This is a genomic window from Variovorax sp. FW301-JW7, from assembly GCF_058788795.1.
This window is the reverse complement of record NZ_JBYTBC010000003.1, coordinates 381,409-406,477: the sequence shown is the minus strand read 5'-3', so window position 1 is coordinate 406,477 and position 25,069 is coordinate 381,409. Positions and strand designations below refer to the sequence as shown.

At 68.7% G+C, this 25,069-nt stretch carries 12 protein-coding genes; 3 read left to right on the top strand and 9 right to left on the bottom strand.

Annotation, left to right across the window (positions count from 1 at the left end; genetic code table 11):
• Nucleotides 1–35 precede the first annotated feature (35 nt).
• The 6 genes from AC3WQM_RS10305 to alaS form a co-directional block, all read right to left on the bottom strand.
• Complete coding sequence (locus tag AC3WQM_RS10305; RefSeq protein WP_487847343.1) at nucleotides 36–794, bottom strand: SDR family oxidoreductase; 759 nt, start codon at nucleotides 792–794, stop codon at nucleotides 36–38.
• A gap of 86 nt (nucleotides 795–880) precedes the next feature.
• A complete protein-coding gene (locus AC3WQM_RS10300) occupies nucleotides 881–1,864 on the bottom strand; it encodes a Bug family tripartite tricarboxylate transporter substrate binding protein (protein ID WP_062474573.1) in 984 nt (327 codons plus the stop codon).
• A gap of 191 nt (nucleotides 1,865–2,055) precedes the next feature.
• Nucleotides 2,056–3,315 carry a D-amino acid dehydrogenase gene (locus AC3WQM_RS10295; protein ID WP_492678471.1) on the bottom strand — a complete coding sequence of 420 codons (1,260 nt, stop codon included), beginning with the start codon at nucleotides 3,313–3,315 and terminating at the stop codon, nucleotides 2,056–2,058.
• A gap of 144 nt (nucleotides 3,316–3,459) precedes the next feature.
• A complete protein-coding gene (locus tag AC3WQM_RS10290; RefSeq protein ID WP_492678469.1) occupies nucleotides 3,460–3,990 on the bottom strand; it encodes a MolR family transcriptional regulator in 531 nt (176 codons plus the stop codon).
• Nucleotides 3,991–4,030: 40 nt separating this feature from the next.
• Nucleotides 4,031–5,047: a 2-dehydropantoate 2-reductase gene (locus AC3WQM_RS10285; RefSeq protein ID WP_070060324.1), complete on the bottom strand. Its 1,017-nt coding sequence runs from the start codon at nucleotides 5,045–5,047 to the stop codon at nucleotides 4,031–4,033.
• Between the two features lie 33 nt (nucleotides 5,048–5,080).
• Nucleotides 5,081–7,705: an alanine--tRNA ligase gene (alaS, locus tag AC3WQM_RS10280; RefSeq protein WP_354343347.1), complete on the bottom strand. Its 2,625-nt coding sequence runs from the start codon at nucleotides 7,703–7,705 to the stop codon at nucleotides 5,081–5,083.
• A gap of 261 nt (nucleotides 7,706–7,966) precedes the next feature.
• Here alaS and AC3WQM_RS10275 point away from each other — a divergent pair, with 261 nt between their 5' ends.
• The 3 genes from AC3WQM_RS10275 (at nucleotide 7,967) to AC3WQM_RS10265 (ending at nucleotide 10,553) form a co-directional block, all read left to right on the top strand.
• A complete protein-coding gene (locus AC3WQM_RS10275) occupies nucleotides 7,967–8,788 on the top strand; it encodes a ferritin-like domain-containing protein (protein ID WP_492678467.1) in 822 nt (273 codons plus the stop codon).
• 730 nt (nucleotides 8,789–9,518) lie between these two features.
• The gene (locus AC3WQM_RS10270) at nucleotides 9,519–9,755 is read left to right on the top strand and encodes a hypothetical protein (RefSeq protein ID WP_492678465.1); all 237 of its coding nucleotides are present in this window, start codon (nucleotides 9,519–9,521) and stop codon (nucleotides 9,753–9,755) included.
• Nucleotides 9,756–9,758: 3 nt separating this feature from the next.
• Complete coding sequence (locus tag AC3WQM_RS10265; protein WP_492678463.1) at nucleotides 9,759–10,553, top strand: winged helix-turn-helix domain-containing protein; 795 nt, start codon at nucleotides 9,759–9,761, stop codon at nucleotides 10,551–10,553.
• 39 nt (nucleotides 10,554–10,592) lie between these two features.
• Here AC3WQM_RS10265 and AC3WQM_RS10260 read toward each other — a convergent pair whose 3' ends face one another.
• The 3 genes from AC3WQM_RS10260 to AC3WQM_RS10250 are packed head-to-tail and all read right to left on the bottom strand — an operon-like array spanning nucleotide 10,593 to nucleotide 24,786.
• A complete protein-coding gene (locus AC3WQM_RS10260) occupies nucleotides 10,593–11,030 on the bottom strand; it encodes a hypothetical protein (protein ID WP_492678461.1) in 438 nt (145 codons plus the stop codon).
• Between the two features lie 2 nt (nucleotides 11,031–11,032).
• A complete protein-coding gene (locus tag AC3WQM_RS10255) occupies nucleotides 11,033–11,893 on the bottom strand; it encodes an OmpA family protein (protein ID WP_492678459.1) in 861 nt (286 codons plus the stop codon).
• Nucleotides 11,894–11,919: 26 nt separating this feature from the next.
• Nucleotides 11,920–24,786: an ESPR-type extended signal peptide-containing protein gene (locus AC3WQM_RS10250; RefSeq protein ID WP_492678457.1), complete on the bottom strand. Its 12,867-nt coding sequence runs from the start codon at nucleotides 24,784–24,786 to the stop codon at nucleotides 11,920–11,922.
• Nucleotides 24,787–25,069: the final 283 nt, after the last annotated feature.

Below are 25,069 nucleotides of genomic sequence, written 5' to 3'. Positions count from 1 at the left end.
TCCTTGGTCGGGAAATTCGGTCGGTGGTGACGGGTTCAGTGCATCGCGAAGCCGCCGTTGACGGCGAGCAGCTGGCCGGTGACGAAGCGCGCCAGGCCGGACAGCAGGAACACGGTCGCGCCGCAGACGTCGGCCGCCTGCTGCTCGCGCGGGATGGCGCGGCCTTCGAGGTACTTCTGGTGGCGCGCCATCGGCACGTACTCGGTGGCCTCGACCAGCGTGAGGCCGGGCGCCACGGCATTCACCGTGATGTTGTCGCCGCCCCATTCGCGCGCCAGCGAGCGCGTCATGGAAATGACGGCGCCCTTGCTCGAGGCATAGGCCAGCAGGTTGGGCGCGCCCCACAGCGCCGTGTCCGACGCGAGGTTGACGATGGCGCCACGGCCGCTGGCCGCCAGCGCGGGGCGGCAAGCGCGGCCCATGAGCCAGCTGCCGCGCACGTTGACGTTCATCACGCGGTCCCACATGTCGATCTCGAGCTGGTGCGCATCGCGCCCGCCCGAGTTGGTGATGGCGGCGTTGTTGACGAGGCCGTCCAGGCCGCCCAGCAGGCGCACCGCCTCGGCCGCGCCCGCCTCGATGGAGGCCGGGTCCGACAGGTCGATGGCCAGCGCGTGCGCCGTGCGGCCGGCCTCGCGCAGCGCCTGGGCTTCCGTCTCGGCCAGCTCGCCGAGGATGTCGGCCAGCACCACGCTCGCACCCGCCGCGGCCACGCACTGCGCGAACGCCAGGCCCAGGCCGCGCGCACCGCCGGTCACGAGCACGCGGCGGCCGGCCAGCAGGTTGGCGGGCATCTCGGCCAGCAGGGCCTGCAGGCTGGAGGGATCGGCGATGGCTTTGAGGTCGGTCATGGCGGGCGTCACGTCGGGTGGGGTGAGGTTCAGTCGGCCTGGATGCCGAGTTCCTTGATGACCTTGCCGAAGCGCGCGAAGTCGGCGGCGTTGGTCTTGGCCAGCACGTCGGCGTCGCCGCCCACGGGCGTGGTGCCCAGCACGGCCATGCGCGCGACGATGTCAGGCATCTTCAGGATCTCGTTGAAGTGGCCGTTGAGCGTCTTCACGATCTCGGGCGGCAGGTTGCGCGGGCCCCACAGGCCGTTCCAGGCGGTGAGCTCAACGTCCTTGTAGCCCAGCTCGGCGAAGGTCGGCACCTTGGGCGCGAGCGGCGAGCGCTCGCGCGAGGCCACGGCCAGCGGGACCATCTTGCCGTTGGGCATGTACGGCGCCACCGGGCCCAGCGTGATGAAGGTCACCGGCACGTGGCCACCGAGCACGTCGTTGACGGCGGGCGCCACGCCCTTGTACGGCACGTGCGCCAGGCTGGTGCCCGAGGCGCGGGCGAACATCTCGCCCAGGATGTGCATCGGCGAGCCGCTGCCCGGGCTGGCGTAGCTCAGCGACTTGCCGCCCTTGGCCGCGGCCACCGCGTCCTTCAGGCCGGTGTAGCCCTTGGCGCCGCTGGCCACGAGGAACAGCGGCAGGTTGCCGGTCTGCACGATCGGCGTGAAGCCGTTGAGCACGTCGTAGCCCGAGGTGCTGCCGGTCTTGAGCACCAGCTGCGCGATCGAGAAGGTGCTGGGCGCAAGCAGCAGCGTGTAGCCGTCGGGCGCGGCCTTGGACACGAAAGCGCTGCCGATGATGCCGCTGGCGCCGGGCCGGTTATCGACCACCACGGGCTGGCCGACGCGGGCCGAGAGCTTCTCGGCGTACAGGCGCGCCAGGGCGTCGGTGTCGCCACCCGCCGGATAGGCAACGACCAGCGTGATCGGCTTGCTGGGGTAGGTGTCTGCCCAGGCGAGTCCGGAAGCGCAAGCGGCGGCCAGGGAGACGGCAGCGGCGATGGCGAGGCGGCGAGTGTGTGTCATCGGGGGTCCGTGGAATCGGTGGTTTGTTTCACTAAAGAAACAACGATTTATTAATGGAACACCGCGAGAATACCGACGAAGACAACTTCATGACTAGGTAAAAACCCTAGTTGAGGTGACGCCAGGGTGCGCGCCCCACGAAAAAGGGCGGCCGTTTCGGGCCGCCCTTCGAGGGGGAAAGCGGGGTTGGGCTACCCGCCGTAGCGCGCGACGGTCAGGCCTTCCATGTCGATCTCGGGCGCCCTGCCCGCGACCAGGTCGGCCATCACGCGGCCGGTGCCGGCCGCCATGGTCCAGCCGAGCGTGCCGTGGCCGGTGCTCAGCAGCAGGTTGGGCACGCGGGTGGCGCCGATCACCGGCGTGCCGTCGGGCGTCATGGGGCGCAGGCCGGTCCAGAAGGAGGCGTCGCGCACCGGGCCGCCGCGCGGGAACAGGTCGGTCACGACGTGCTCGAGCGTGTCGCGCCGCCGCGCATCGAGCGCCAGGTCGAAGCCCGAGAGCTGCGCCGTGCCGCCCACGCGGATGCGATCGCCCAGGCGCGTGACGGCGACCTTGAAGGTCTCGTCCATCACGGTGGATTCGGGTGCACCGCTCGCGTCGGTGATGGGCACCGTGATCGAGAAGCCCTTGACCGGGTACACCGGCAGGTCGATGCCCAAGGGCCGCACCAGCGCGGGCGAGTAGCTGCCGAGCGCGACCACGTAGCGGTCGGCGGTGAACACACCCTGGTCGGTGCGCACGCCGGTCACGCCCTTCCCCACTTCGTGTTCGAGGGCCTGGATGTTCACGCCGAAGCGGAATTGCACGCCCTCGGCCTCAGCGAGCTTGGCCAGCGCCTGCGTGAACTTGAAGCAGTCGCCGGTCTCGTCGCCCGGCAGGCGCAGGCCGCCGACGAACTTGTCCTTCACGGCGCCGAGCGCGGGCTCATGCAACACGCAGCCGTCGCGGTCGAGCACCTGGTAGGGCACGCCCGATACCTTCAGCACCTCGACGTCCTTGGCGGTGCCGTCGAGCTGTGCCTGCGTGCGAAAGAGCTGCAGCGTGCCCTGCATGCGCTCGTCGTAGCGGATGCCGGTGTCGGCGCGCAGCGCCTTCAGGCAGTCGCGGCTGTATTCGGCCAGCCGCACCATGCGGCCCTTGTTGAGTTCGTAGCGCGCCTGCGTGCAGTTGCGCAGCATCGACAAGCCCCACCGCCACATCGCCGGGTCGAGCATCGGCTTGATGACCAGCGGGCTGTGCTGCATGAGCATCCACTTGATCGCCTTCACCGGCACGCCGGGCCCGGCCCAGGGCGCCGAGTAGCCGGGCGAGACCTCGCCCGCATTGCCGAAGCTGGTTTCGAGCGCGGGCGCCGGCTGGCGCTCCAGCACCGTCACTGCGTGCCCGGCGCGCGCCAGGTAGTACGCCACCGAGGTGCCGATGACACCGCTGCCGAGAATCAGGACCTGCATGACAACCCCTCCCTCTTGAAAGCCGCCATGGGCCGAGGGTACAGGCTTGGCGACCTGCTGCGCGCGACATCTCGCTGGTCTTGCGCAAGGAAGCGCAGCACCCAGGCCTCGTCGACGGCCCGGTAGCTTCGGCGGATGCGCCCGTCAGAGGGCGTTCAACACGGCCTGCATCGAGGTCAGGCGCGCTTCGTTCTCGTGGGCGTGCGGCCAGCCGGGATGGTGCACACGGGCGCGCTCGTTCAGCGTCAGTTGGCATGCGATGGCGGCCAGTGCCTCGTCGCGCATCGCTGGATCGACCTCGCCCGTGATCTTGAGCTGCCCGAAGGCCGTCGCGACGCGCGCGCGGCATTCGGACTGCAGGAAGGTCTCGTGCATGTCTTCCTCGGCCAGCCATGTCTCGCGCACGTCGGCATCGGCCCGGTGCATGGATTCCGGCACGCCGAAGTCCCAGTCGGCGAGCATCGCCTTGAGGAAGCCCGCGACCTTGCCGTTCTTGCCGCCGTCGCGGTACCAGTCTTCGAGCGACGAGAGCGTGTCGTTGCCGTCATCGCTGCCGAAGGGGCTGAAGTCGTCGGCCTGGTCGTAGTAGAAATCGTCCGCGGCAAGCGTCACGAAGCGCGGGTGACTGGTCTCGCGGGCGAGGCCCTCTTCGGGGTCGTCGAAATGGTGGGGCATCGGATGGCTCCGGCAGAGTGAATGTGCGGATGAACGGGCTCTAGAGACCCAGCGAGTCCTGCAGTTCGCGCGCCGTCCAGCGCTTCGGCTGTTGCGGCCAGGCCTCGAGCAGCGCGACCATGCGCGCGTTGCGCGGCGCGCTCAGGCCGTGCTCCTGCGCGAGCCGCACCACCTCGCCGCTCAGTGCGTCGATCTCGGTGCGGCGGCCCAATGCGAGGTCGTCGGCCATGCTGGAGCGCGCCTTGGCGTCGATGCGCAGCATGCGCGCCGCGACGATGCGAAACAGCCAGTCGGGCAAGCGCAGCAGGCCCGGCAAGCGCCGCGCCGGCACGGCCGCCACCTGCGCGGGCACGATGCCGCCGGTGCGCAGCACGCCCAGCGTTTCATCGATGAGCGCCGCGAAGCAGCGACGGTAGCCGCGCTGCATGAGCTCGTCGCGCAGCGGCAGGCCCGACAGCGCGTTGACCGGGTTGTTGAGGTTGAGCAGCAGCTTGCCCCACTGCACCGGCAGCAGGTCGGCATGCAGGTCGAGCGGCACGCCGGCGCGCTCGAACACGGGCAGCCAGTCGCGCAGCGCAGGGTCGTCTTCCGCGGCCAGACGGCCGGGGGTGCCGCGATGGAAGGCGCCGTCGTCGATCTCCGCCACGTTGTACGGCACCATGCCGGCGCGGATATTGAGCGAGGGGCCGGCCTGCCCCGCGGCGGCGCAGTTCGAGATGCCGTTCTGCAGCGAAACCACCGTGGTGCCGGCCGGCAACGCAAAGGCCAGTTCGCGCGCCGCCTCGGCCGTGGCGCCGCTCTTCACGCACAGCAGCACCAGCGCGGGCCGCGCACCCACCGGCACCTGCTCGCACAGGCGCAGCGTGGGCGCCGCCAGCTTGTGCCGGGCGCCGTCGAGGTCGGTGAGCGTGAGGCCGTGGCGCGCGAGCTTGTCGAGCACGCGCGGGCGGCCGACGAAGGTGACGGGCACGCCCGCCGCCGCCAGGCTGCCGCCGATGAAGCAACCGATGGTGCCCGCCCCCATCACGAGCACTTCACCGGGGATCGCGTCGGACATGAAGTGCTGTGTGGGTAGTGAGCGGAAAGGACCTCAGGTCCGTTGGGCGACCCAGGCCTGCACCGATTGCAGCGCGGCCGGCAGGCCCGCGGCATCGGTGCCGCCGGCCATGGCCATGTCGGGCTTGCCGCCGCCCTTGCCACCGACCTGCTGGGCCACGAAGTTGACCAGCTCGCCGGCCTTGACCTTGGCGATGCTGTCGGCCGTGACGCCGGCGGCGATCTGCACCTTGTCGCCATCGACGGCGGCCAGCACGATGGCGGCGGTCTTCAGCTTGTCCTTGAGCTTGTCCATGGTGTCGCGCAGCGTCTTGGCGTCGGCGCCGTCGAGCTTGGCCGCGAGCACCTTGATGCCGTTGACGTCCACCGCCTGCGCGATGAGCTCGTCGCCCTTGGACGACGCGAGCTTGCCCTTGAGCGCGCCCACTTCGCGTTCGAGCGTCTTGACCTGCTCGAGCACCTGCGAGAGGCGGCCCTGCAGCTCGGCGGCCGGCGACTTGAGCGTGGCGGCCACGCTGTGCACGGTCGATTCGAGGTCCTGCAGGTACGACAGCGCGTTGGCGCCCGTGACGGCTTCGATGCGGCGCACGCCGGCGGCCACGCCGCCTTCGCTGACGATCTTGAACAGGCCGATGTCACCCGTGCGGCCCACGTGGGTGCCGCCGCACAGTTCGCGGCTGGTGCCGATGTCGAGCACGCGCACGGTCTCGCCGTACTTCTCGCCGAACAGCATCATGGCGCCGGTCTTCTGGGCCGATTCGAGGTCCATCACGCGCGCCTGCGTGGGCGCGTTGTCCAGGATCTCGGCGTTGACGCGCTTTTCGATCTCGAGGATCTGCTCGCGCGTGACGGGGGCGTTGTGCGCGAAGTCGAAGCGGGTCTTGTCGGCGTCGACCAGCGAACCCTTCTGCTGCACGTGGTCGCCCAGCACTTCGCGCAGGGCCTTGTGCATCAGGTGGGTGACCGAGTGGTTGCGCATGGTGGCGGCGCGGCGCGCGGTGTCGACCGCGGCCTTGACCGCGTCGCCGACCTTCAGCGTGCCTTGCGTTTGCGTGCCGTGGTGGCCGAACACGTCGGCCTTGATCTTCTGCGTGTCGTCGACGCCGAACTGCACGCCTTCGGCCACGAGCACGCCCTGGTCGCCGACCTGGCCGCCGCTCTCCGAATAGAACGGCGTGGTGTCGAGCACCACGATGCCGCTCTGGCCTTCCTTCAGCGCGTCGACGGCCACGCCGTCGAGGTACAGCGCGACGACCTTGGCGTTTTCTTCCAGGTGGTCGTAGCCGGTGAAGGTGTTGCCCGCGCCGGCGTACTCGACGTTGCGGTCCATCTTGAACTTGCCGGCGGCACGGCCTGCGGCCTTCTGCTTTTCCATGGCGGCGTGGAAGCCGGCTTCGTCGACGCTCAGACCGCGCTCGCGGCACACATCGGCCGACAGGTCGAGCGGGAAGCCGTAGGTGTCGTGCAGCTTGAAGGCGACGTCGCCCGGCAGCACCTTGGCGTCGCCGGCCAGCGCCGCGTCGAGGATTTCCATGCCGTTGGCCAGCGTCTCGAAGAAGCGTTCTTCTTCGGCCTTCAGCGTGTCGATGATGCGTTTCTCGTCGGCCACCAGCTTGGGGTAGGCGTCGCCCATGAGCTTCACGAGGTCGGGCACCAGCTTGTGGAAGAAGGGCTTCTTCTGGCCCAGCTTGTAGCCGTGGCGGATGGCGCGGCGCACGATGCGCCGCTGCACGTAGCCGCGGCCTTCGTTCGACGGAATGACGCCGTCGGCCACCAGGAAGGAGGTGGCGCGGATGTGGTCGGCGATCACGCGCAGCGAGTTGTTCGACAGGTCTTGCGTGCCGGTCTCGCGGCCGGCGGCCTTGATGAGCGCGTCGAAGATGTCGATTTCGTAGTTGCTGTGCACGTGCTGCAGGATCGCCGCCAGGCGCTCCAGGCCCATGCCGGTGTCGACGCAGGGTGCGGGCAGTTTCTTGACCGAGCCGTCGGGCTGCATGTCGAACTGCATGAACACGTTGTTCCAGATCTCGATGTAGCGGTCGCCGTCTTCATCGGGCGAGCCGGGCGGGCCGCCGGGGATCTCGGGGCCGTGGTCGTAGAAGATTTCGGAGCACGGGCCGCACGGGCCCGTGTCGGCCATCATCCAGAAGTTGTCGGACATGTAGCGGCCGCCCTTGTTGTCGCCGATGCGCACGACGCGCTCGGGCGGCAGGCCGATTTCCTTGGTCCAGATGTCGTAGGCCTCGTCGTCCTCGATGTAGACGGTGGCCCAGAGTTTTTCGGCCGGCAGCTTGTAGACCTGGGTCAGCAGCTCGAAGGCCCACTTCAGCGAGTCGCGCTTGAAGTAGTCGCCGAAGCTCCAGTTGCCCAGCATCTCGAAGAAGGTGTGGTGGCGCGCGGTGTAGCCCACGTTCTCGAGGTCGTTGTGCTTGCCGCCGGCACGCAGGCAGGCCTGCACCGAGGCGGCGCGCACGTAGGGGCGCTTGTCTTCGCCCAGGAACACGTCCTTGAACTGGACCATGCCCGAGTTCGTGAACATGAGCGTCGGGTCGTTGCCCGGCACCAGCGAGCTCGAAGGCACCACCGTGTGGCCCTTGGAGGCGAAGAAATCGAGAAAGGTCTTGCGGATGTCCGCGACCGTGAATGTGGGCTGGCTCATCTTTGGATTTCGTCTGCGGTCGGGGGCGGCCTGGCGATGGCGACCCTGCGTCGAAACCACTGCGTTGAACCGGCCTAACTGCTTGATTTGCTTGAACAATCGATTATAGGTTTGCGCATGGTGCCCGGGCCCGCCGCGGGCCATGCGCACGCGCGATCCGCAAGCCGGGGCTAATATGGACGGCTGAAGCGGTGCGCGCCCTCCCCGGCTGCAGCCTGTTTCTTCCCTGTTTTCATCGGCAACATGAATCAAGGAGCACGCATGGCGGGTCAGGCGTCGGAACACTGGAAGATCGAAGACCTCGATTTCTCCCGCATCGCACGCGAGCAGGTGCGCTCGGACGAAAACCTCTTCTACCTGGTGGCGTCGGCCTCCTTCATCGAGAGCGGCTCCGACCTGTACACGCAGAACCTGGTCGATTTCTTCCGCGGCGACGACGAGGTCACCGAGTGGCTGTCGAACCACTGGGAGCAGGAAGAGCTGCAGCACGGCCAGGCCCTGCGCGCCTACGTGGAACACGTCTGGCCCGAATTTCCCTGGGAAAGCGCCTACCGCGGCTTCCTCGACGAGTACGCCACCTACTGCAAGGTCGAGCTGCTGGCCCCGACCCGCGCCCTGGAGATGACCGCCCGCTGCGTGGTCGAGACCGGCACCGCCACCTACTACCGCGCCATGGCCCGCAGCACCACCGAGCCGGTGCTGCGCGACCTGGCCACGCGCATCGCGACCGACGAGGTCAACCACTACAAGCACTTCTACCGGTTCTTCCGCCGCTACCGCGCGCAGGAGCGGCTGAACCGCTTCCGCGTGATGGGCACCATCGGCCGGCGCACGCTGGAGCTGAAAAGCGAGGACGCCGACTGCGCCGTCCGCCACGTGTTGAAGGCCCGCGCCCCGCACCGCGCCGGCGACGCGGCCTATGTGCAGCAGCTCAGCGCGCGCATGAACAGCACGATCCGCAACAACCTGAGCCCCGGCGCCACGCTCAAGATGCTGATGCGCCCGCTGGAACTGCCGGCGCGGGTGCAGACAGTGATCCAGTACCCGATCCGGCAGTTCATGGAGCACGTCTTCCTGCGCTGACGGGCCCAAAGCACCCCAAAACGGGCAAAAAAAACCCAGCACGATGCTGGGCTGAATCTCTGGATTGCTGTCACGCACAGAGAACCCGCACTTGAAGCGAGTCCACAAAATTTAGGGCCCGGGCCGCCCCCGGCTTGTCGGACAACACCGACAGTTCTGCACGATCGTTCGGACCGAGGGTATCCCCGGAAGCTCGAAAAAGTGCCAAATTCTTCACACTTTTTAACTTGTCCTACGGTTACGACATTTTTCCGCTGACAGGCCGCAGGCCCTTCGTCACCGAGGATGAGCTTGCTGTCACGCAACAGGGCCGCAGAAGAAGAGCTCTCTGTTTGCCTTAGAGCGCGCCCCTTCGGGGGCCCCTCGAAATACCCGCCCCGGCGGGTATTTTTTTGTCCGCCGCGCCCCCTCCAGCGGCCCTACCACATCGAAATGACGCGTTTTCCCAATCCGATGGGGACAACGTTGTGGAAAACCGTGTGTGCAGCGCGCGAAACCGTTGCCTGGCGGGGCCTGCAACGCAGTGCCTGCGAAACAGGCAGCGGGCGGAAAAATTCGGAAAAATATTTTTCCGGGCTGTTTCCCACCGCCCCAAGCCGCCCGCCTGCCGCCCGCCGCCGCGAACCGCGCTGAAAGAATTCATCAGACTCCTCCCTCGAAGCCGCCACTAGCATCGAAAGACCCGGGCGGCCAGCCTGCGCCGCGCCGGGGGAAAAGGGAGCAAAACATCGTGAAGTGGATCGTGGCTGGCTTTGTGGCACTGGTGTTCGCCGTGCTGTCGTTCAACGCATTCATTGCCAACGACCTGAGCCGCCAGTCCAGCGGCAACCGGCTCATTGCCATGCTGACCGACCTGTACAGCGGGCTGCTGGGCAGCATCGGCGCCGTTCCGACCGGCATCCTGTTCGCGGTGTGCGCCGTGGGCACCGTCGTCCTGGCGGCCCGGGACGGCAAGAAGGCGTCCTGAGCCATGCCGCTCACCACGCGCGTGGCCTTGCTCGACGAACAGGGCGTGACCGGCGGGCAGCTGCTGCACAACCTGCCCCTCCTGGGCTACGACACCTTCCAGTTCTCAAGCCTGGCCGAGTTCTTTGCGTCGCTGGACAGCGGCCGACAGGTCGATCTGCTGCTCGTGGTGGTCGACAACGAACTGGCCTCCCGCAGCCTCTTTGCCGCCTGCCGGGCGCTGAACATCCCGACGCTGCTCATCGTGCGCGACAAGCGGTGGGAACAGCTCATGCCCTGGCGCGACGCGCCGGGCTGGGACGACTTCATCGAGCTGCACGGCGGCGGCATCGACGACGCCATGAACGAGCTGGCCTGGCGCATGCGCACCCTGCTGCTGCGCGCCCGGCATGCCGCACAGAGCGCCAGCCTCGGCCCGCCGACCTGGGGGCCCTACCGCTTTCTCGACATGGCCCACACCGTGCTGCTGCACGACCGGCGCATCCGCCTGCAGCCGCGCCAGTACGCCTTCGCCGTCACCCTGTTCCGCAATGCCGGGCAGGTGATCACGCGCGACTGGCTGTGGCAATCGATCTGGGACAAGACCACGCCCTATGAAGGCACGCGCGTGCTCGACGTGTGCGCGGCCAACATCCGCAAGCGCCTGGACCTGTGCGCCGAGAACGGGTACGAGCTGCGCGCGGTCTACAAGCAGGGCTACCGGCTGGTGCCGGTGTGGCCCGTGTCCAAACCCGTCAAGGAGAGGGAGTTCACGCGACGAGGCCGGCCACGCCATGCCGCCCTTGCCGTGAATTTCTGACAGGCCCGGCCCTGCATCGGGCCGGGCCCCGGGCGCCCGTCAGGCGTCCGCCCCCACGCGAATCAGCCGCGCCGGCTTCAGCCGGCCGTCCAGCGACCCCAGCCAGACGCCCAGATCCTCGTTCGACACGGGCGTCAGCAGCAGCTCGAAAGAACGCTGCGCGCGCACCGCGACGGGCACCGACTCCACGCTCTCCAGCTCCGAGCGGTGCGTGAGGTACAGCAGCGGCAGCATCCAGTCGGCCGCCTGGTGCATGGCGGGCACGCGCGCCACCGTCTTCTGCGCATCGGCATGCAGCCCCACGATCACCCCGTCGAAACGCTGGCCCACCTCCAGCGCCTGGATCAGGTCGCCGATGCGCACGAACGGGATGAAGTCGGCCCCCAATGCGGTCAACGAGTTGCCGGTGCAGGCGCGCTGCAGGGCGTCGGAATCGACCAGCGCGATCCGGTACCCCGAAGGAGCGGGCGCGTTCATCGTCACTGCTCCCCTGCGATGTCGAGCTCGACCCGTCGGTTGGGCTGCAGGCATTGCAGCAGCGCCGGCGTGCGTTGGGTGCCTTCGCAATCCGACACCACCGGCTGGCGCTTGCCCATGCCCGCGGTGCGGATCAGCTTGCGGTCCAGGCCCTGCTGCACCAGCAGATCGCGCACGGTGTTGGCGCGCTCCAGCGACAGCGCCTCGTTGTAGGCGTCGCCGCCCAGCCGGTCGGTGTGGCCCGTCACCACGATGTAGTGCAGCGACCGGAAGTTGTTGCGCAGCTCGATGGCCAGGTGCTCCAGCCGCGCGCGCCCTGCGGGCTGCAGGTCGGTGAGCGAGGCGCCGTCGAAGCGGAACAGCCCGTCGGCGCTGAGCGTGACCTTCTGCGGCGGTGCCAGCTTCGTGCTGGCCGGGATCGGCGTGGCCAGCGGCGGTTGCGCGAGCAAGGCGCAGTCGGGGTTCTTCCACCAGCCGCCGGTCATCAGCTCGCTGCCGTTGAAACGGACCATGTACTGGCAGGTGGTGTAGTCGCTGCCCTTGCCTGTGTAGAAGTGAAAGATGTAGTTCCACTCGCGCACGCCCCACAGGCCTTCGCTGAAGTGCGGCCAGCCCAGCAGCTCGCGCAGCTGGTCCTTGCCCATACCCGGGCGCACGCGCTGGAACTTGTCGACGCCGGGGAAGGCGCCCTGCTTCCACTTGGCGCTGCCCAGGTCGGGAAACTCCTCGGGCTTGGGCGGCGCCGGCTTCTCGGCCGCGGCGCGCGCCTGCGCGTCCTTGTCGATGGCGGCGCCGGGCGAGGCGCAGCCTTGAAGGGCCGCAAGCACCGCCGCCAGGGCGACGGCGGACAGGGTTCGATTCATCTGCTTCATTCTTTTTCTCTCCCGCTTCAATTGAAGACCCACTCGGCGCCGACCGTGGCCGCCGCCCCGGCGCGGCTCATGCCCACGCCGCCGGTCATGCTCCAGCCGTTGTTCTCGGCCGTGCGACGGAAGCTGATGCCCACCGCGCTCTCGCCCTTGAAGGTGCCGTAACCCACACGCATCACCGTCTTGCCCGGCACCGAGGTGCCCGGCATCTGCACGGCCATGGCGGCGGCCACGCCGGCATACGCGTTCTTCGCCACGTTGCGGATCTCGCCGCCCAGCGCGTTGGCACGCGCATCGGTGTAGGCCATGTTGGCCGCGCCGGCCTGGTTGAGCTGCTGCACGTTGACCGCGTCGGTCGGTGCCACGCCCGGTGCCACGTTCTGCACCGTCACCGGGCCGGTGGAGGCGCCGTTGCCCATGGTCACGCTGTTGTAGTTGACGCTGCCGTCCACGTTCGTGTCGTAGCGCACGGCGCTTTGCTGCACGGCCTGCAGCTGGCGCACGTTCACCGCGTCGGTGGCCTGCGTGCCGCCGGCCACGTTGGTGATCTGGCGTTCGTTGCCGGCCGAACCGACCGACACCGCGCCCTGCGCCGACTGCACCACGGTGTTCGAGAACATCTCGCGCTGGCCGTTCATGCCCGCGCGGTTGGCCACCGAGCCGTCACCCAGCGCCACGCTGTTGGCCGAGCTGGCCGTGCTGTTGGCACCCAGCGCGATGCTGCCGGCCGCCTTGGCCTGCGCGCCGTTGCCGGTGGCAATGGCGTTGTTGCCCAGCGCCACCGCGTTCGGCCCGATGGCCACGCTCTCGGCGCCGGCGGCGTTCGAGTCGGCCGCCTTCGAGTTGGCGTGGAAGTACTTGATGCCGCCGCCACCGGTGGTCATGTTGTTGATCGCCTGGTTCGTCGCGTACAGCTGGCTGCCGTTCACCGCATCGGTGCTGGTGGCGCTGATCTCGCCGGCCGCGACGTTGGTGATCTGGCGCTCCGCGTCCTTCGAGCCGACGCTCACCACGCCCACCGGCTTGGTGCCGGCGAACTGGTAGGTCGTGCCCTGGAGCGTGACCTCCTTGGTGGGCTTGGCCTCCGCCGTGGTCGAGTCGTTGCCCAGCGCGACGCTGTTCTTCGTGGTGACCACGGCGCCCGTGCCGATGGCCACGCCCCGGTCGGCCTTGACGGCCGCGCCCGAGCCCACCGCCGTGCTGTCGGTGCCCGTGGACGTGGGTGCCACGTAGGTCGTCGGCGAGCCGGTGATCCACTTGCTGCCCGCCGCCGCGGCCTGGCTGGCCACCGCCTGCAGCTGCGCCACGTTCACGGCGTCGCTCGGTGCACTGCCGGCGGCCACGCCGGTGATCTGGCGGAACACGCCGTTGGCCGCGTCGCCCACGCCCACCGCGCCCGTGGTGCTGGTGGTTGCGGCGATGGCATCCGCCTGCGCGCTGGTTGCCTCCGGCGGCACATAGCCCTTCACGCCCGCTGCGCGGTCTGCCACCGAGCCTGCGCCCAATGCCGCACCACCGGTCGCGGTGGCCGTGCTGCCTGCACCCACTGCCACGCTCACATCGCCGACAGCGGCGCTCGCCGCGCCCATCGCGACGCTTGCCACGCCCGAGGCGTTCGAGGCCGCGCCCGCGGCCACGCTGCCGTTGCCCGCAGCCCGCGCCCAGGCGCCGAAGGCCGCGCTGTCGATGCCGTCGGCGGTCGAGAAGTAACCCACCGCCGTGCTGCGGTCGCCCATCGCCCAGGCGGCATTGCCGATCGACGTGGCGCTGACGCCCGCGGCTTGCGCCGCAGTCCCCATGGCCACCGCGTTGACGGCCGTTGCCTGTGCGTCCTTGCCCGCGGCGATCGCGTCGACGCCCGTGGCACCGTCGTTGTTCTCGTTGCCGCCACCGGTCGAGTTCACGCTGTAGTACTTGGTCTTGCTCTCGGCGACCGTGTCCTTGAGCTGGCTGACGTTCACCGCATCGGTGTTGGCCACGCCAGGCGCCACGTTCGTGATCACCTTGCCGCCCGCGTTGACGCCCGCCGTGGTCACGCTCGGACCGCCGACGATGGTCAGGCCGGTCGCACCGAGGGTGACGTTCGGGCCGACGGTCACGCCGGCGTTGTTCATCACCGTGTCGCCGGTGGTCACGCTGTCGAACTTCACGTCCTTGGCGGTCGCCACGGTCAGCGTGTTGCCGTTGCGGGTGACCACCATGTTGTCGCCGTTGGCGAAGTTGGCCGTGCCGCCCGGTGCGATGTTCTGCGGCGTCGCCTCGCCGTTCGCGCTCAGGTTCCAGCCCTTGCTGGCCGTGGCGTCGACCAGCTTGAGCTGCTCTTCGGTGGCCGCGCGGCCCACGGTCGCGAAGCTCGGATCGGTCAGCGTCTTGTTGCTCAGGCCCTGGATGTCGTTGCTGACGCCGCTGAGCTTGACGGTGCCGCTGGTCACGCCGCCAGCGGCGACGGCCGTGGTGGTCGTGCCGTCGTTCACCGTCAGGCCCGTGGTGTTCAGCACGCTCTGGCCCACGGTCACGCTGTTGTTGACCTTCACGTCGTCGGCGAGCTTGAAGTCCAGGTTCGTGCCCGTGCGCGTGATCGCGATGTTGCTGTCCGAGTTGCTGAAATCGACCTTGCTGCCCGGTGCGACGTTGCCGCCGGTGGCTTCGCCGTTGGCCGCGACATTCCAGCCTGCGCTGGCGGTGTCGTTGACCTTCTTCAGTTGCTCTTCCGTCGCAGCGCGGCCCACGGTCGCAAAGCTTGGATCAGTCAGCGTCTTGTTGCTCAGACCCTGGATGTCATTGCTGACGCCGCTGAGCTTGACGGTGCCGCTGGTGACACCACCAGCCGCAACAGCCGTGGTGGTCGTGCCGTCGTTCACGGTCAGGCCCGTGGTGTTGAGCACGCTCTGGCCCACGGTCACGCTGTTGTTGACCTTCACGTCGTTGGCCAGCTTGAAGTCCAGGTTCGTGCCGGTGCGCGTGATCGCGATGTTGCTGTCCGAGTTGCTGAAGTCGACCTTGCCGCCTGGCGCGACATTGCCACCCGTGGCTTCGCCGTTGGCTGCCACGTTCCAACCCGCGCTGGCCGTGTCGTTGACGATCTTGAGCTGCTCTTCCGTGGCCCCACGGCCCACCGTTGCAAAGCTCGGGTCGGTCAGCGTCTTGTTGCTCAGGCCCTGGATGTCATTGCTGACGCCGCTCAGGTTGACCGTTCCGCTGGTCACGCCGCCGGCGGCAACCGCCGTGGTCGTCGTGCCGTTGTTGACCGTCAGACCGGTGGTGTTGAGCACGCTCTGGCCTACGGTCACGCTGTTGTTGACCTTCACATCGTCAGCCAGCTTGAAGTCGAGGTTCGTGCCGGTGCGGGTGATCGCGATGTTGCTGTCGGAGTTGCTGAAGTCGACCTTGCCGCCCGGCGCGACATTGCCGCCCGTGGCTTCGCCGTTGGCCGCGACATTCCAGCCTGCGCTGGCGGTGTCGTTGACCTTCTTCAGCTGCTCTTCGGTGGCTGCACGCCCCACCGTCGCGAAGCTCGGATCGGTCAACGTCGTGTTGCTGAGACCCTTGATGTCGTTGGTGACACCGCTGAGGTTCACGCTGCCGCTGGTCACGCCGCCTGCGGCCACTGCGGTGGTCGTGGTGCCGTTGTTGACCGTCAGTCCCGTGGTGTTGAGCACGCTCTGCCCCACCGTCACGCTGTTGTTGACCTTGACGTCGTCAGCCAGCTTGAAGTCGAGATTCGTGCCCGTGCGCGTGATCGCGATGTTGCTGTCCGAATTGCTGAAGTCCACCTTGCCGCCCGGGGCGACATTGCTGCCCGTGGCTTCGCCGTTGGCTGCGACATTCCAGCCTGCGCCGGCCGTGTCGTTGACCTTCTTCAGTTGCTCTTCGGTGGCCGCACGCCCCACCGTCGCAAAGCTCGGGTCAGTCAGCGTCGTGTTGCTGAGACCCTGGATGTCGTTGGTGACACCGCTGAGGTTCACGCTGCCGCTGGTCACGCCGCCTGCAGCCACCGCGGTGGTCGTGGTGCCGTTGTTCACCGTCAGGCCGGTGGTGTTCAGCACGCTCTGGCCCACGGTCACGCTGTTGTTGACCTTCACGTCGTCAGCGAGCTTGAAATCGAGATTCGTGCCCGTGCGGGTAATCGCGATGTTGCTGTCGGAGTTGCTGAAGTCGACCTTGCCGCCCGGCGCCACATTGCCACCCGTGGCTTCACCGTTGGCCGCGACATTCCAGCCTGCGCTGGCCGTGTCGTTGACGATCTTGAGCTGCTCTTCGGTCGCTGCGCGGCCCACCGTCGCGAAGCTCGGATCGGTCAACGTCTTGTTGCTCAGGCCCTGGATGTCGTTCGTCACGCCACTCAGGTTGACCGTTCCGCTGGTCACGCCGCCGGCAGCCATCGCCGTCGTGGTCGTGCCGTTGGTCACGGTGGTGCCCGTCGCCGACGTCGTCGTGACATTGCCCGCGCCGTCGTTCACGGTCAGGCCCGTGGTGTTGAGCACGCTCTGGCCCACGGTCACGCTGTTGTTGACCTTGACGTCGTCAGCCAGCTTGAAGTCGAGGTTCGTGCCGCTTCGCGTGATCGCGATGTTGCTGTCCGAATTGCTGAAGTCGACCTTGCCGCCCGGCGCGACATTGCCACCCGTGGCCTCACCGTTGGCTGCCACGTTCCAGCCCGCGCTGGCCGTGTCGTTGACGAGCTTGAGCTGTTCTTCCGTGGCCCCACGGCCCACCGTCGCGAAGCTCGGGTCGGTCAGTGTCTTGTTGCTCAGGCCCTTGATGTCGTTCGTCACGCCACTCAGGTTGACGGTGCCGCTGGTCACGCCGCCGGCGGCAACCGCCGTCGTGGTCGTGCCGTTGTTGACCGTCAGTCCCGTGGTGTTGAGCACGCTCTGCCCCACCGTCACGCTGTTGTTGACCTTGACGTCGTCAGCCAGCCTGAAGTCGAGATTCGTGCCCGTGCGCGTGATCGCGATGTTGCTGTCCGAATTGCTGAAGTCCACCTTGCCGCCCGGGGCGACATTGCTCCCCGTGGCTTCGCCGTTGGCTGCGACATTCCAACCTGCGCTGGCCGTGTCGTTGACGATCTTGAGCTGCTCTTCCGTAGCCCCACGACCCACCGTCGCAAAGCTTGGATCGGTCAGCGTCTTGTTGCTCAGGCCCTGGATGTCGTTCGTCACGCCGCTCAGGTTGACCGTCCCGCTGGTCACGCCGCCGGCGGCGACCGCCGTGGTGGTTGTGCCGTTGTTGACCGTGAGGCCCGTGGTGTTGAGCACACTCTGCCCCACGGTCACGCTGTTGTTGACCTTCACATCGTCAGCCAGCTTGAAGTCGAGGTTCGTACCGCTTCGCGTGATCGTGACATTGCTGTCCGAGTTGCTGAAGTCGACCTTGCCGCCCGGCGCCACGTTGCTGCCCGTGGCTTCGCCGTTCGCTGCCGCGTTCCAGCCTGCGCTGGCCGTGTCGTTGACGATCTTGAGTTGCTCTTCGGTCGCTGCGCGCCCCACCGTCGCAAAGCTCGGATCAGTCAGCGTCTTGTTGCTCAGGCCCTGGATGTCGTTGGTGACACCACTGAGATTCACGCTGCCGCTGGTCACGCCACCGGCCGCGACGGCCGTGGTCGTCGTGCCGTTGGTCACCGTGGTGCCCGCTGCCGTCGTCTTCGTGACATTGCCCGCGCCGTCGTTCACCGTCAGGCCCGTGGTGTTGAGCACGCTCTGCCCCACCGTCACGCTGTTGTTGACCTTCACATCGTCAGCGAGCTTGAAGTCGAGATTGGTGCCGGTGCGCGTGATCGCGATGTTGCTGTCCGAATTGCTGAAGTCGACCTTGGCGCCCGGTGCAACATTGCCCCCTGTGGCTTCGCCGTTGGCCGCCACATTCCATCCCGCGTTGGCGGTCGCATCGACGGCCTTGAGCTGGCTCACGTTCACCGCATCCGTATCGACCGCGCCGGCCGCCACGTTGGTGATGCGCCGCTCGGCACCCACGCCGCCTACCGACACCTCGCCCACCGGCGTCGCGCCGGCGACCGACGTGGCGCCCGGCGGCACATAGGCCGCGTTCGCGTTCAACGTCGCCAGGTCCGTGGCCGTGGTGCTGTTCGCCCCCAGTGCCACCGCGTTCGCGTAGGTGGCACTGGCATCGGTGCCGATGCTGACGCCGCTGTCGCCCGTGGCCTTGGCACGGGTGCCGATGGCGACGGTGTTGCTGGCGCTGACGCTCTGGCCCGCGTTCAAGCCGACCGCGACGTTGGCGCTGCCCTGGACCCCGCCGCCGGAAAGACCACCCAGCGCCACGTTGAAGGCGCCGTTGGTGCCCTGCCCCGCGGAACTTCCGATGCCCACGTTGGAGAAACCGGTCGTGACCGCCCCGCCGTTCACGCCGATGCCGATGTTGGAGTCACCGGTGACGCGGGCGCCCGCGCTCGCCCCGAGCGCGGTGTTGGTCCCGCCCGTCACCGACACACCGGCACTGTTGCCGACGGCCGTGTTGTCCGCTCCCACGACCTGCCGGCCCGCGGCGTACCCGACGAAGGTGTTGTGCGAGTTGCCAGCCGCCGTGCTGCCCGAGCCGGCCAAATTGCCGACCGCCACGGTGCCCACGCCCGCGGCCACTGCATCCACGCCTGACGCGATCGCATTGATGCCGGTCGCGCCCTTGTTGTCGTAGTTGCCGCCCTGCGTGCCGTTGTCGTTCACGCTGTAGTAATGCGTCTGCGCGGCGGTGAGCTGCGCCACGTTCACCGCATCGGTCTCGGCGGTGCCCGCTGCCACGCCGGTGATCTGTCGGGTGTCGGTGCCGTTGCCCACGCTGACCGCGCCCAGGGTGCTCTTCCAGGTCGGGGTGGAGGCCGTGCTGAACGTGCCGGTGCGCGGGTCGAAGCCGGGCTCGCCGGCGGCCCTGTCGGCCACCGACTTGCTGCCCAGCGCCACGCCGTCGGCCACGGTCACGCTGGTCGAGTCGCCAAGCGCCGTGGCATTGGCCACGTTGACGTTGACGTTGTTGCCCAGCACGAAGGTGTTGCTCGCCGCAGCACCCAGCGTGTTGTTGTTGCCCACGCTGTAGCTGTTGGCGCCGTCGATCACGCTCGGGTCGCCGATGGCGCCGCTGTTGTCGCCGTTGACGGTGTTGCCGGTGCCGATGCTGATGCTGTTGGCGCCGGCGGCCTTGTTGCCGTGGCCCAGGGCCACGCTCTTGCTGCCGGAGGCCACGTTGCGCTGCCCCACGGCAGTGGCGGCATCTGCGGAGGCCGTGTTGACAAAGCCGAGCGCCAGGGAGCCGCGGCCCGTGCCGGACACCGTGTTGAAGGAGCCGAACGCTGCGCCGTCACCGCCCGTGTTGTCGACGTTGTTGAGGTAGCCCATGGCGCTGCTTTGCCCGGCAGACACCGAACTGCTTCCCACCGCGAGCGACCGTGCGCCCGTGACCTTGCTGCCTGCGCCCAGCGCTGTGGAGCCCGAGCCCGACGCGCTGACGAGCGCACCGGCCCCCAGCGCGGTCGCATTGCTGGTCAGCGCCGCGGCGCCGGTTCCGATGGCGACCGTATCCGCCTCTGGCGCGGACGCCTTCGAACCCATGGCGATGGCGCGTGCGCCTGCGGCGTTGCTGTTGCCGATGGCAATGGCGCTGTTTCCTCCGGCAGCGGCATTCACGCCGGCGGCCAGGCTGTCCACGCCGGTGGCGCCGTCGTTGTTGTAGTTCGAGCCCGTCGCCTGGTTCGCCGACTTGACGCTGTAGTAGTGCGTCTGCGCGCCCTTGAGCTGGCTCACGTTGACGGCATCGGTATCGTCCGAACCGGCCGCCACGTTGGTGATGCGCCGCTCCTTGCCCGCGCTGCCCACCGACACCTCGCCCACCGGCACGGCGCCGGCCACGGCCGTCGCGCCTGCCGGCACATAGGCGTTCTTGAGCGCCAGCGCCGCTGCGTCCTGCGTCGCCTTCGAATCCGCGCCGAGCGCGACACCGTTGGCCGCACTGGCCTGCGCCTGGCGGCCGATGGCAACGCCGTCGTTCTTGCTGGCCACGGCGCTGTTGCCGATGCTCACCGTGTTGTCGGCGGTGATGCCACTCAACGTTGCAGGATCGACCACGCCCGCCAGGGTGCCGATGGCGACGTTGCTGTTGCCCTTGGTTCCGGCGCCCGCCGCCGCGCCGATGCCGACGTTCGTATCGCCGACGACCGAGGCGCCCGACAGGTCGCCCATGGCGATGTTGTCGTTGCCGTTCACGGCCTGGCCCGCACTGCCGCCGATCGCGGTGTTGTAGGTGCCCTTGGTCCCGATGCCGCTGTAGACACCCATCGCCAGGTTGTAGTCGCCCTGGACGCCCTGGCCCGCTGCGATGCCGAACGCCGCGTTCGAGCTGCCGGCCACGTCCTTGCCCGCGGCCGAACCCACGGCGGTATTGCTGGAACCCACGACACCACCACCTGCTTCGGTGCCGATGCCCACGTTGTTCTGGCCGGCCAGCCCGGCGCTGGCGCCCACGCCGGCCAGATAGCCGATGGACACGCTGCGCTCGCCGTTGGCCTGCGCGCCTACGCCCGCCGCCAGTGCGTTGATGCCGGTGGCGCCGTCGTTGGCGTAGTTGCCACCCGGCGTGCCGTTGTCGTTCACGCTGTAGTAATGCGTCTGCGCCGCCTGGAGCTGGCTGACATTGACCGCATCGGTGCCGGCACCGCCGGCCGCCACGTTGGTGATGCGCCGTTCGTTGCCCGCGCTGCCCACCGAGACTTCGCCCACGGGCACGATCCCCTGGATGCTGGCGGCCTTCGCGCCGGCCGGCACGTAGGCCGCGGTCGCCGTCAGGCTGGCCAGATCGGCCTGCGTCGTGCTGCCCGCCCCCAGCGCCACGGCCTTGTCGTAGGCCGCCGTTGCAGCCGCGCCGATGCTGACGGTTTCGCTGGCCGTGATGCCCCGCCCGGCGAGCGCACCGAGCGCGACGTTGCCGTCGCCCGTGACGCCGTTGCCGGCAGCCGTGCCCAGCGCCGTGTTGAGCATGCCGCTCGAATTCGACAACGCGCCATTGCCCACGGCCGTGGCGTGGTCGCCCGACGCGTTCATGCCCGCGTCTGCACCCAACGCGGTGTTGTACTGGCCCGGGCCCTTGGTGAAGCCGGCCTTCGCGCCGATCGCCACGTCGGCAAAGCTGAGCGCGGTGGCGTGATCGCCGATGGCGATGGCCTTGTCTTGTCCGACCTTCGCGGCGGTGCCCACCGCCACGGTCTGGCTCACGCTCAAGGGGGTCGGCGTCGCGCTGACCGGGTTGCCATTGGCGTCCAGCTGGATGCCGCTGCCCGCGCCCGTGCCGAACGCCACGTTGTCGTTGCCCTTGAGGTGGGTGCCTGCAAAGGTGCCGCTGGCCGTGTTGCGGCTGCCTTCCAGCTGCGCACCGGCGCCCTGGCCGCTGGCGATGTTCTTGTCGCCCGTCACGCCGAAGCCGGCGCCCTGCCCCATGGCGCTGTTGTTGCTGCCGGTCACGTCGAAGCCCGCGGCCTGGCCGACGGCGGCATTCGCGTTGCCCACGACGTGGCGACCGGCCTGGTTGCCGCTGGCGGTGTTCAGGTTGCCGGTGACGTCGGTCCCGGCTTCCGAGCCCGTGGCGGTGTTGTTGTTGCCGCTCACGTTCTGGCCGGAGAGCACGCCGACGGCGGTGTTGTACTGGTTGCCCGCCGCCGATCCCTTGCCCGCTTCCGTGCCGATGGCGGTCGTGCTGATGCCGATGGCCTGCGCGCCCTTGCCGATGGCGATGGAGGTTTCGTCCTGTGCGAAGGCGCTGTCGCCCACGGCCACGCTGGACACACCGAAGGCCTTGCTCGCCGTGCCGACGGCCACGGCGGCCTTGTCGCCGGCGACCGCCGACGAGCCCAGCGCCACGGCGTCGTCGCCGGTGGCGCGCGACAGGTGGCCGATGGCCGTCGTGCGGCTGGCGTCGATGCCGGCCACGCCGTTGCGCTGGAACGCCTGGGTGACCGAGGTCTGCAGTTCGGCGGCGGTGACCAGCACGTTACCGCTGCTGGCCTCGATGACGTTGCCGTTGGCGTCCAGGGTGTAGGTGCCGTCGGCCAGGCCGGCCTCGGTCACGCCGCGCTTGGCCAGAAAGCCCATGTACTCGGTCTGCGCCGCCAGGTTCGCCGCCTGCACGGCGGCCTGGGAGATCGGGGCGTTCGGGTCCTGCGCGGCGAGCGCCAGGTTGGCGCTCGCCAGGGTGCCGAGCGCGATGTTGTTGCTGCCCTTGGACTGCAAGCCCGCCATCGTGCCCTGGTTGATGTTCTGGTCGCCCGTCACGAACTGGCCGGCGCGCTGGCCCACCGCGACGTTGCGGTTGCCGGCCGAGAGCCCGCCCGCGCCGTAGCCCATGCCGGCGTTCTCGTCGCCCTGCACGGACAGGCCCGCCTGGTTGCCGACGTAGGAATTGCGCGCGCCATTGCCGGCCACGCCCGAGCCGCTGCCGACGAAGGTGTTGAGCGAATTGCTGAAATCGTTGGGGTCGGCCTTGGCGGGGCGGCCCATGCCCGCGAACGTGCCGATCGCGACGGTGTCGTAGCCGGCTTCGGCGCGCGAACCCAGCGCCGTGCCGCGTCCCTCGGCCTTGGCCGAGCCGCCCAGGGCGACGGAGTTGCCTTCGGTGGCGGTGGCATAGGTGCCGACCGCCACCGAACTCCAGTTCTCGGTCGGCCCGTTCAGGACGTCTGCCCCGCTGGCGACGGCCTGGAAGCCCATCGCGACGTCGCCTCGCTTCAAGGCTTGGGCGCCGACACCGGCAGCCATCGCGTTCTTGCCGCTGGCGCCATCGTTGTTGTAGTTGCCGCCTTGCTTGCCGTCATCGTTCACGCTGTAGTAGTGCGTGGTCGCCGCGGCCTGCGCCGCCTGAAGTTGCGCCACGTTCACTGCGTCGGTGGCTTGCGTGCCCGCTGCCACGTTCGTGATCTGGCGTGTCTGGCCATTGCCGCCCACGCTCACCGCGCCCAGCGTGCTCTTCCACGTGGCCGAGGTGTCCGTCGAGGCCAGGCCCGTGGCCGGGTCGAAGCCCGCCACGCCCTTGTCCGTGCTCGCCACCGACTTGCTGCCCAGCGCCACGCCGTCGGCCACGGTCACGCTGGTCGAGTCGCCAAGCGCCGTGGCATTGGCCACGTTGACGTTGACGTTGTTGCCCAGCACGAAGGTGTTGCTCGCCGCCGCACCCAGCGTGTTGTTGTTGCCCACGCTGTAGCTGTTGGCGCCGTCGATCACGGTCGGGTCGCCGATGGCCCCGCTGTTGTTGCCGTTGACGACGTTGCCCGTGCCGATGCTGATCGACTGCGTGCCCTTGGCCTGCGCGCCGCTGCCGAAGGCGATCGCCTTGGCGCCGCTGGCGGTGCTGTCGCCGATGGCCACGCTGTCCGTGCCGCTGGCCAGACTGCCGTAGCCCAACGCGGTGGCGCGCGCGGCCGTGGCCTGTGCGGCGTCGGCGGTGCTTGCCGCAGCACCCACCGCCGTTGCATTGACGGCCGTGGCCTGTGTGTTGGCGCCGATGGTCGTGGCGAAGGTGCCCTGCGCCAGCGCGCCGCGTCCTGCCGCGATGGTGTCGGTGCCGTTGGTCGTGCTGTCGCCCAGCGCAATGCTGTCGGCGCTGTTGGTCATGGCACCGTAGCCCAGCGCCACGCTGCGAGCGCCTTCGGCACGGGCGGCGCCCGCGACGCCGTTGGCGCCCTGCGTCGCGTCGCCGCCGATGGCCACGGCGTTGGCGCCGCCGGCGATGGTCCCTTGACCGATGCCGATGGCCGAGTCGGCCTGCACCACGCTGTTGGTGCCGATGGCCACGCTGTGGTTGCGTGCGGTTGCGCTGTTGCCCGCATCCGCACCGATGGAGATATTGCCCTCGCCCGTGAGGCCTCGCCCCGAACTGCGACCGATGGCGACGTTCGTGGCACCGGTCACGGAATAGCCGGCTGCATGACCGATGGCGACACTGCTCTCGCCCGTGGCAGAGGTGCCGGCTCCAGGGCCGACCGCCGTTGCGTAGGAACCGCCGGCCTGCGCGCCCGAACCGACTGCCACACCGTATTCGCCGGTCACCTTCGCGGCATCACCCACGGCGACGGCAAACGACGCTCCGTTGACAACGGCGCCATTGCCCATGGCGATGGCATTGCCCCCGATCGCCTGCGCCCCTTCGCCGATGGCGATGGCGCCCGGTCGGCCCGAGCCCGCGACGGCTTTGGCGCCGATGGCGATGGCGGCTTGCGCGTACTCCCCCGTGCTGGCGCCTGTGCCGATGGCAATGGCGTCCTTCGCGGCCGTTTGCCGTCCGGTATTGGCGCCCTGGCCGATGGCAATCGCGCCGTCCATGAGCGCCTGGGCGCCATTGCCCATCGCCACCGTATTGGCCGCCTGCGCCTTCGCATCGGGCCCGATCGCCACGCTGTTGGCGCCGATGGCGCCCGAGTTGGCTTGCGTCGAATTGCCGACCGCCGTCGAGTTCACGTGCAGGTACGGTGTCTCGTCGACGCTCACCCAGCGCCCGCCCTTCCAGGTCACCAAGCCCTGCGTGAGGCCATTGGTGGTGGTGCCGGCGGTGGTGTTGAAGAGCATCATCCCGTCGGCCGGCACGCCGCCGGGCAGGCCCCAGGTGGTGGCATCGGTGAGCGCCACGCGCGGCATCATCACGCCGCGGGTGTACGAGTTGATGTCGAGGATGGCTCCCGGCACCGCGTCAGGACCCGGGTGCCCCGTGGGGACGGCTTCGTTGATCATCGTCTGCGACCAGCCCTGGCCACCGCTCAGCAGCGCCGCGCCCATCACCCCGGCCGTCACCGCCGCGCGCACCACGCTGCCGCGCTTGCCGCGCGCCCGGGTCGTCTCCGACGCAGCAACCCAGGCGCCCAGCGCCTCATTCCAGATGGACCGATAAGACTTGTTCATTTCCCCTGTTCCTCAAATGCAAGCCGGCCGCACCCCGCAGGATCGCGACATGGCGAGCGGAGATAACCGGAGATGTGGAGTGATCGGAGCGCCGGGTGGCGCTACAGGGGGCGGATGATGTCGGGGGCCTCCGAAGGCCAAGGGGCCCGCGTGAGGTTTGGTCAGATTTGCAGCCAGCTTTAGTCTGCATTTGTGAATTTCTTTACTACTTCATAACCATCGCCAACAATGTTGCTAACGTTTACGCTACGGAATTCGTCAGATTTCGGGCGTGGATTCACTG

Coding starts and splice junctions, on each gene's coding strand:
- AC3WQM_RS10305 (WP_487847343.1), bottom strand. CDS start 794: ATGCCCGCCAACCTGCTGGCCGGCCGCCGCGTGCTCGTGACCGGCGGT.
- AC3WQM_RS10300 (WP_062474573.1), bottom strand. CDS start 1,864: ATGACACACACTCGCCGCCTCGCCATCGCCGCTGCCGTCTCCCTGGCC.
- AC3WQM_RS10295 (WP_492678471.1), bottom strand. CDS start 3,315: ATGCAGGTCCTGATTCTCGGCAGCGGTGTCATCGGCACCTCGGTGGCG.
- AC3WQM_RS10290 (WP_492678469.1), bottom strand. CDS start 3,990: ATGCCCCACCATTTCGACGACCCCGAAGAGGGCCTCGCCCGCGAGACC.
- AC3WQM_RS10285 (WP_070060324.1), bottom strand. CDS start 5,047: ATGTCCGACGCGATCCCCGGTGAAGTGCTCGTGATGGGGGCGGGCACC.
- alaS (WP_354343347.1), bottom strand. CDS start 7,705: ATGAGCCAGCCCACATTCACGGTCGCGGACATCCGCAAGACCTTTCTC.
- AC3WQM_RS10275 (WP_492678467.1), top strand. CDS start 7,967: ATGGCGGGTCAGGCGTCGGAACACTGGAAGATCGAAGACCTCGATTTC.
- AC3WQM_RS10265 (WP_492678463.1), top strand. CDS start 9,759: ATGCCGCTCACCACGCGCGTGGCCTTGCTCGACGAACAGGGCGTGACC.
- AC3WQM_RS10260 (WP_492678461.1), bottom strand. CDS start 11,030: ATGAACGCGCCCGCTCCTTCGGGGTACCGGATCGCGCTGGTCGATTCC.
- AC3WQM_RS10255 (WP_492678459.1), bottom strand. CDS start 11,893: ATGAATCGAACCCTGTCCGCCGTCGCCCTGGCGGCGGTGCTTGCGGCC.
- AC3WQM_RS10250 (WP_492678457.1), bottom strand. CDS start 24,786: ATGAACAAGTCTTATCGGTCCATCTGGAATGAGGCGCTGGGCGCCTGG.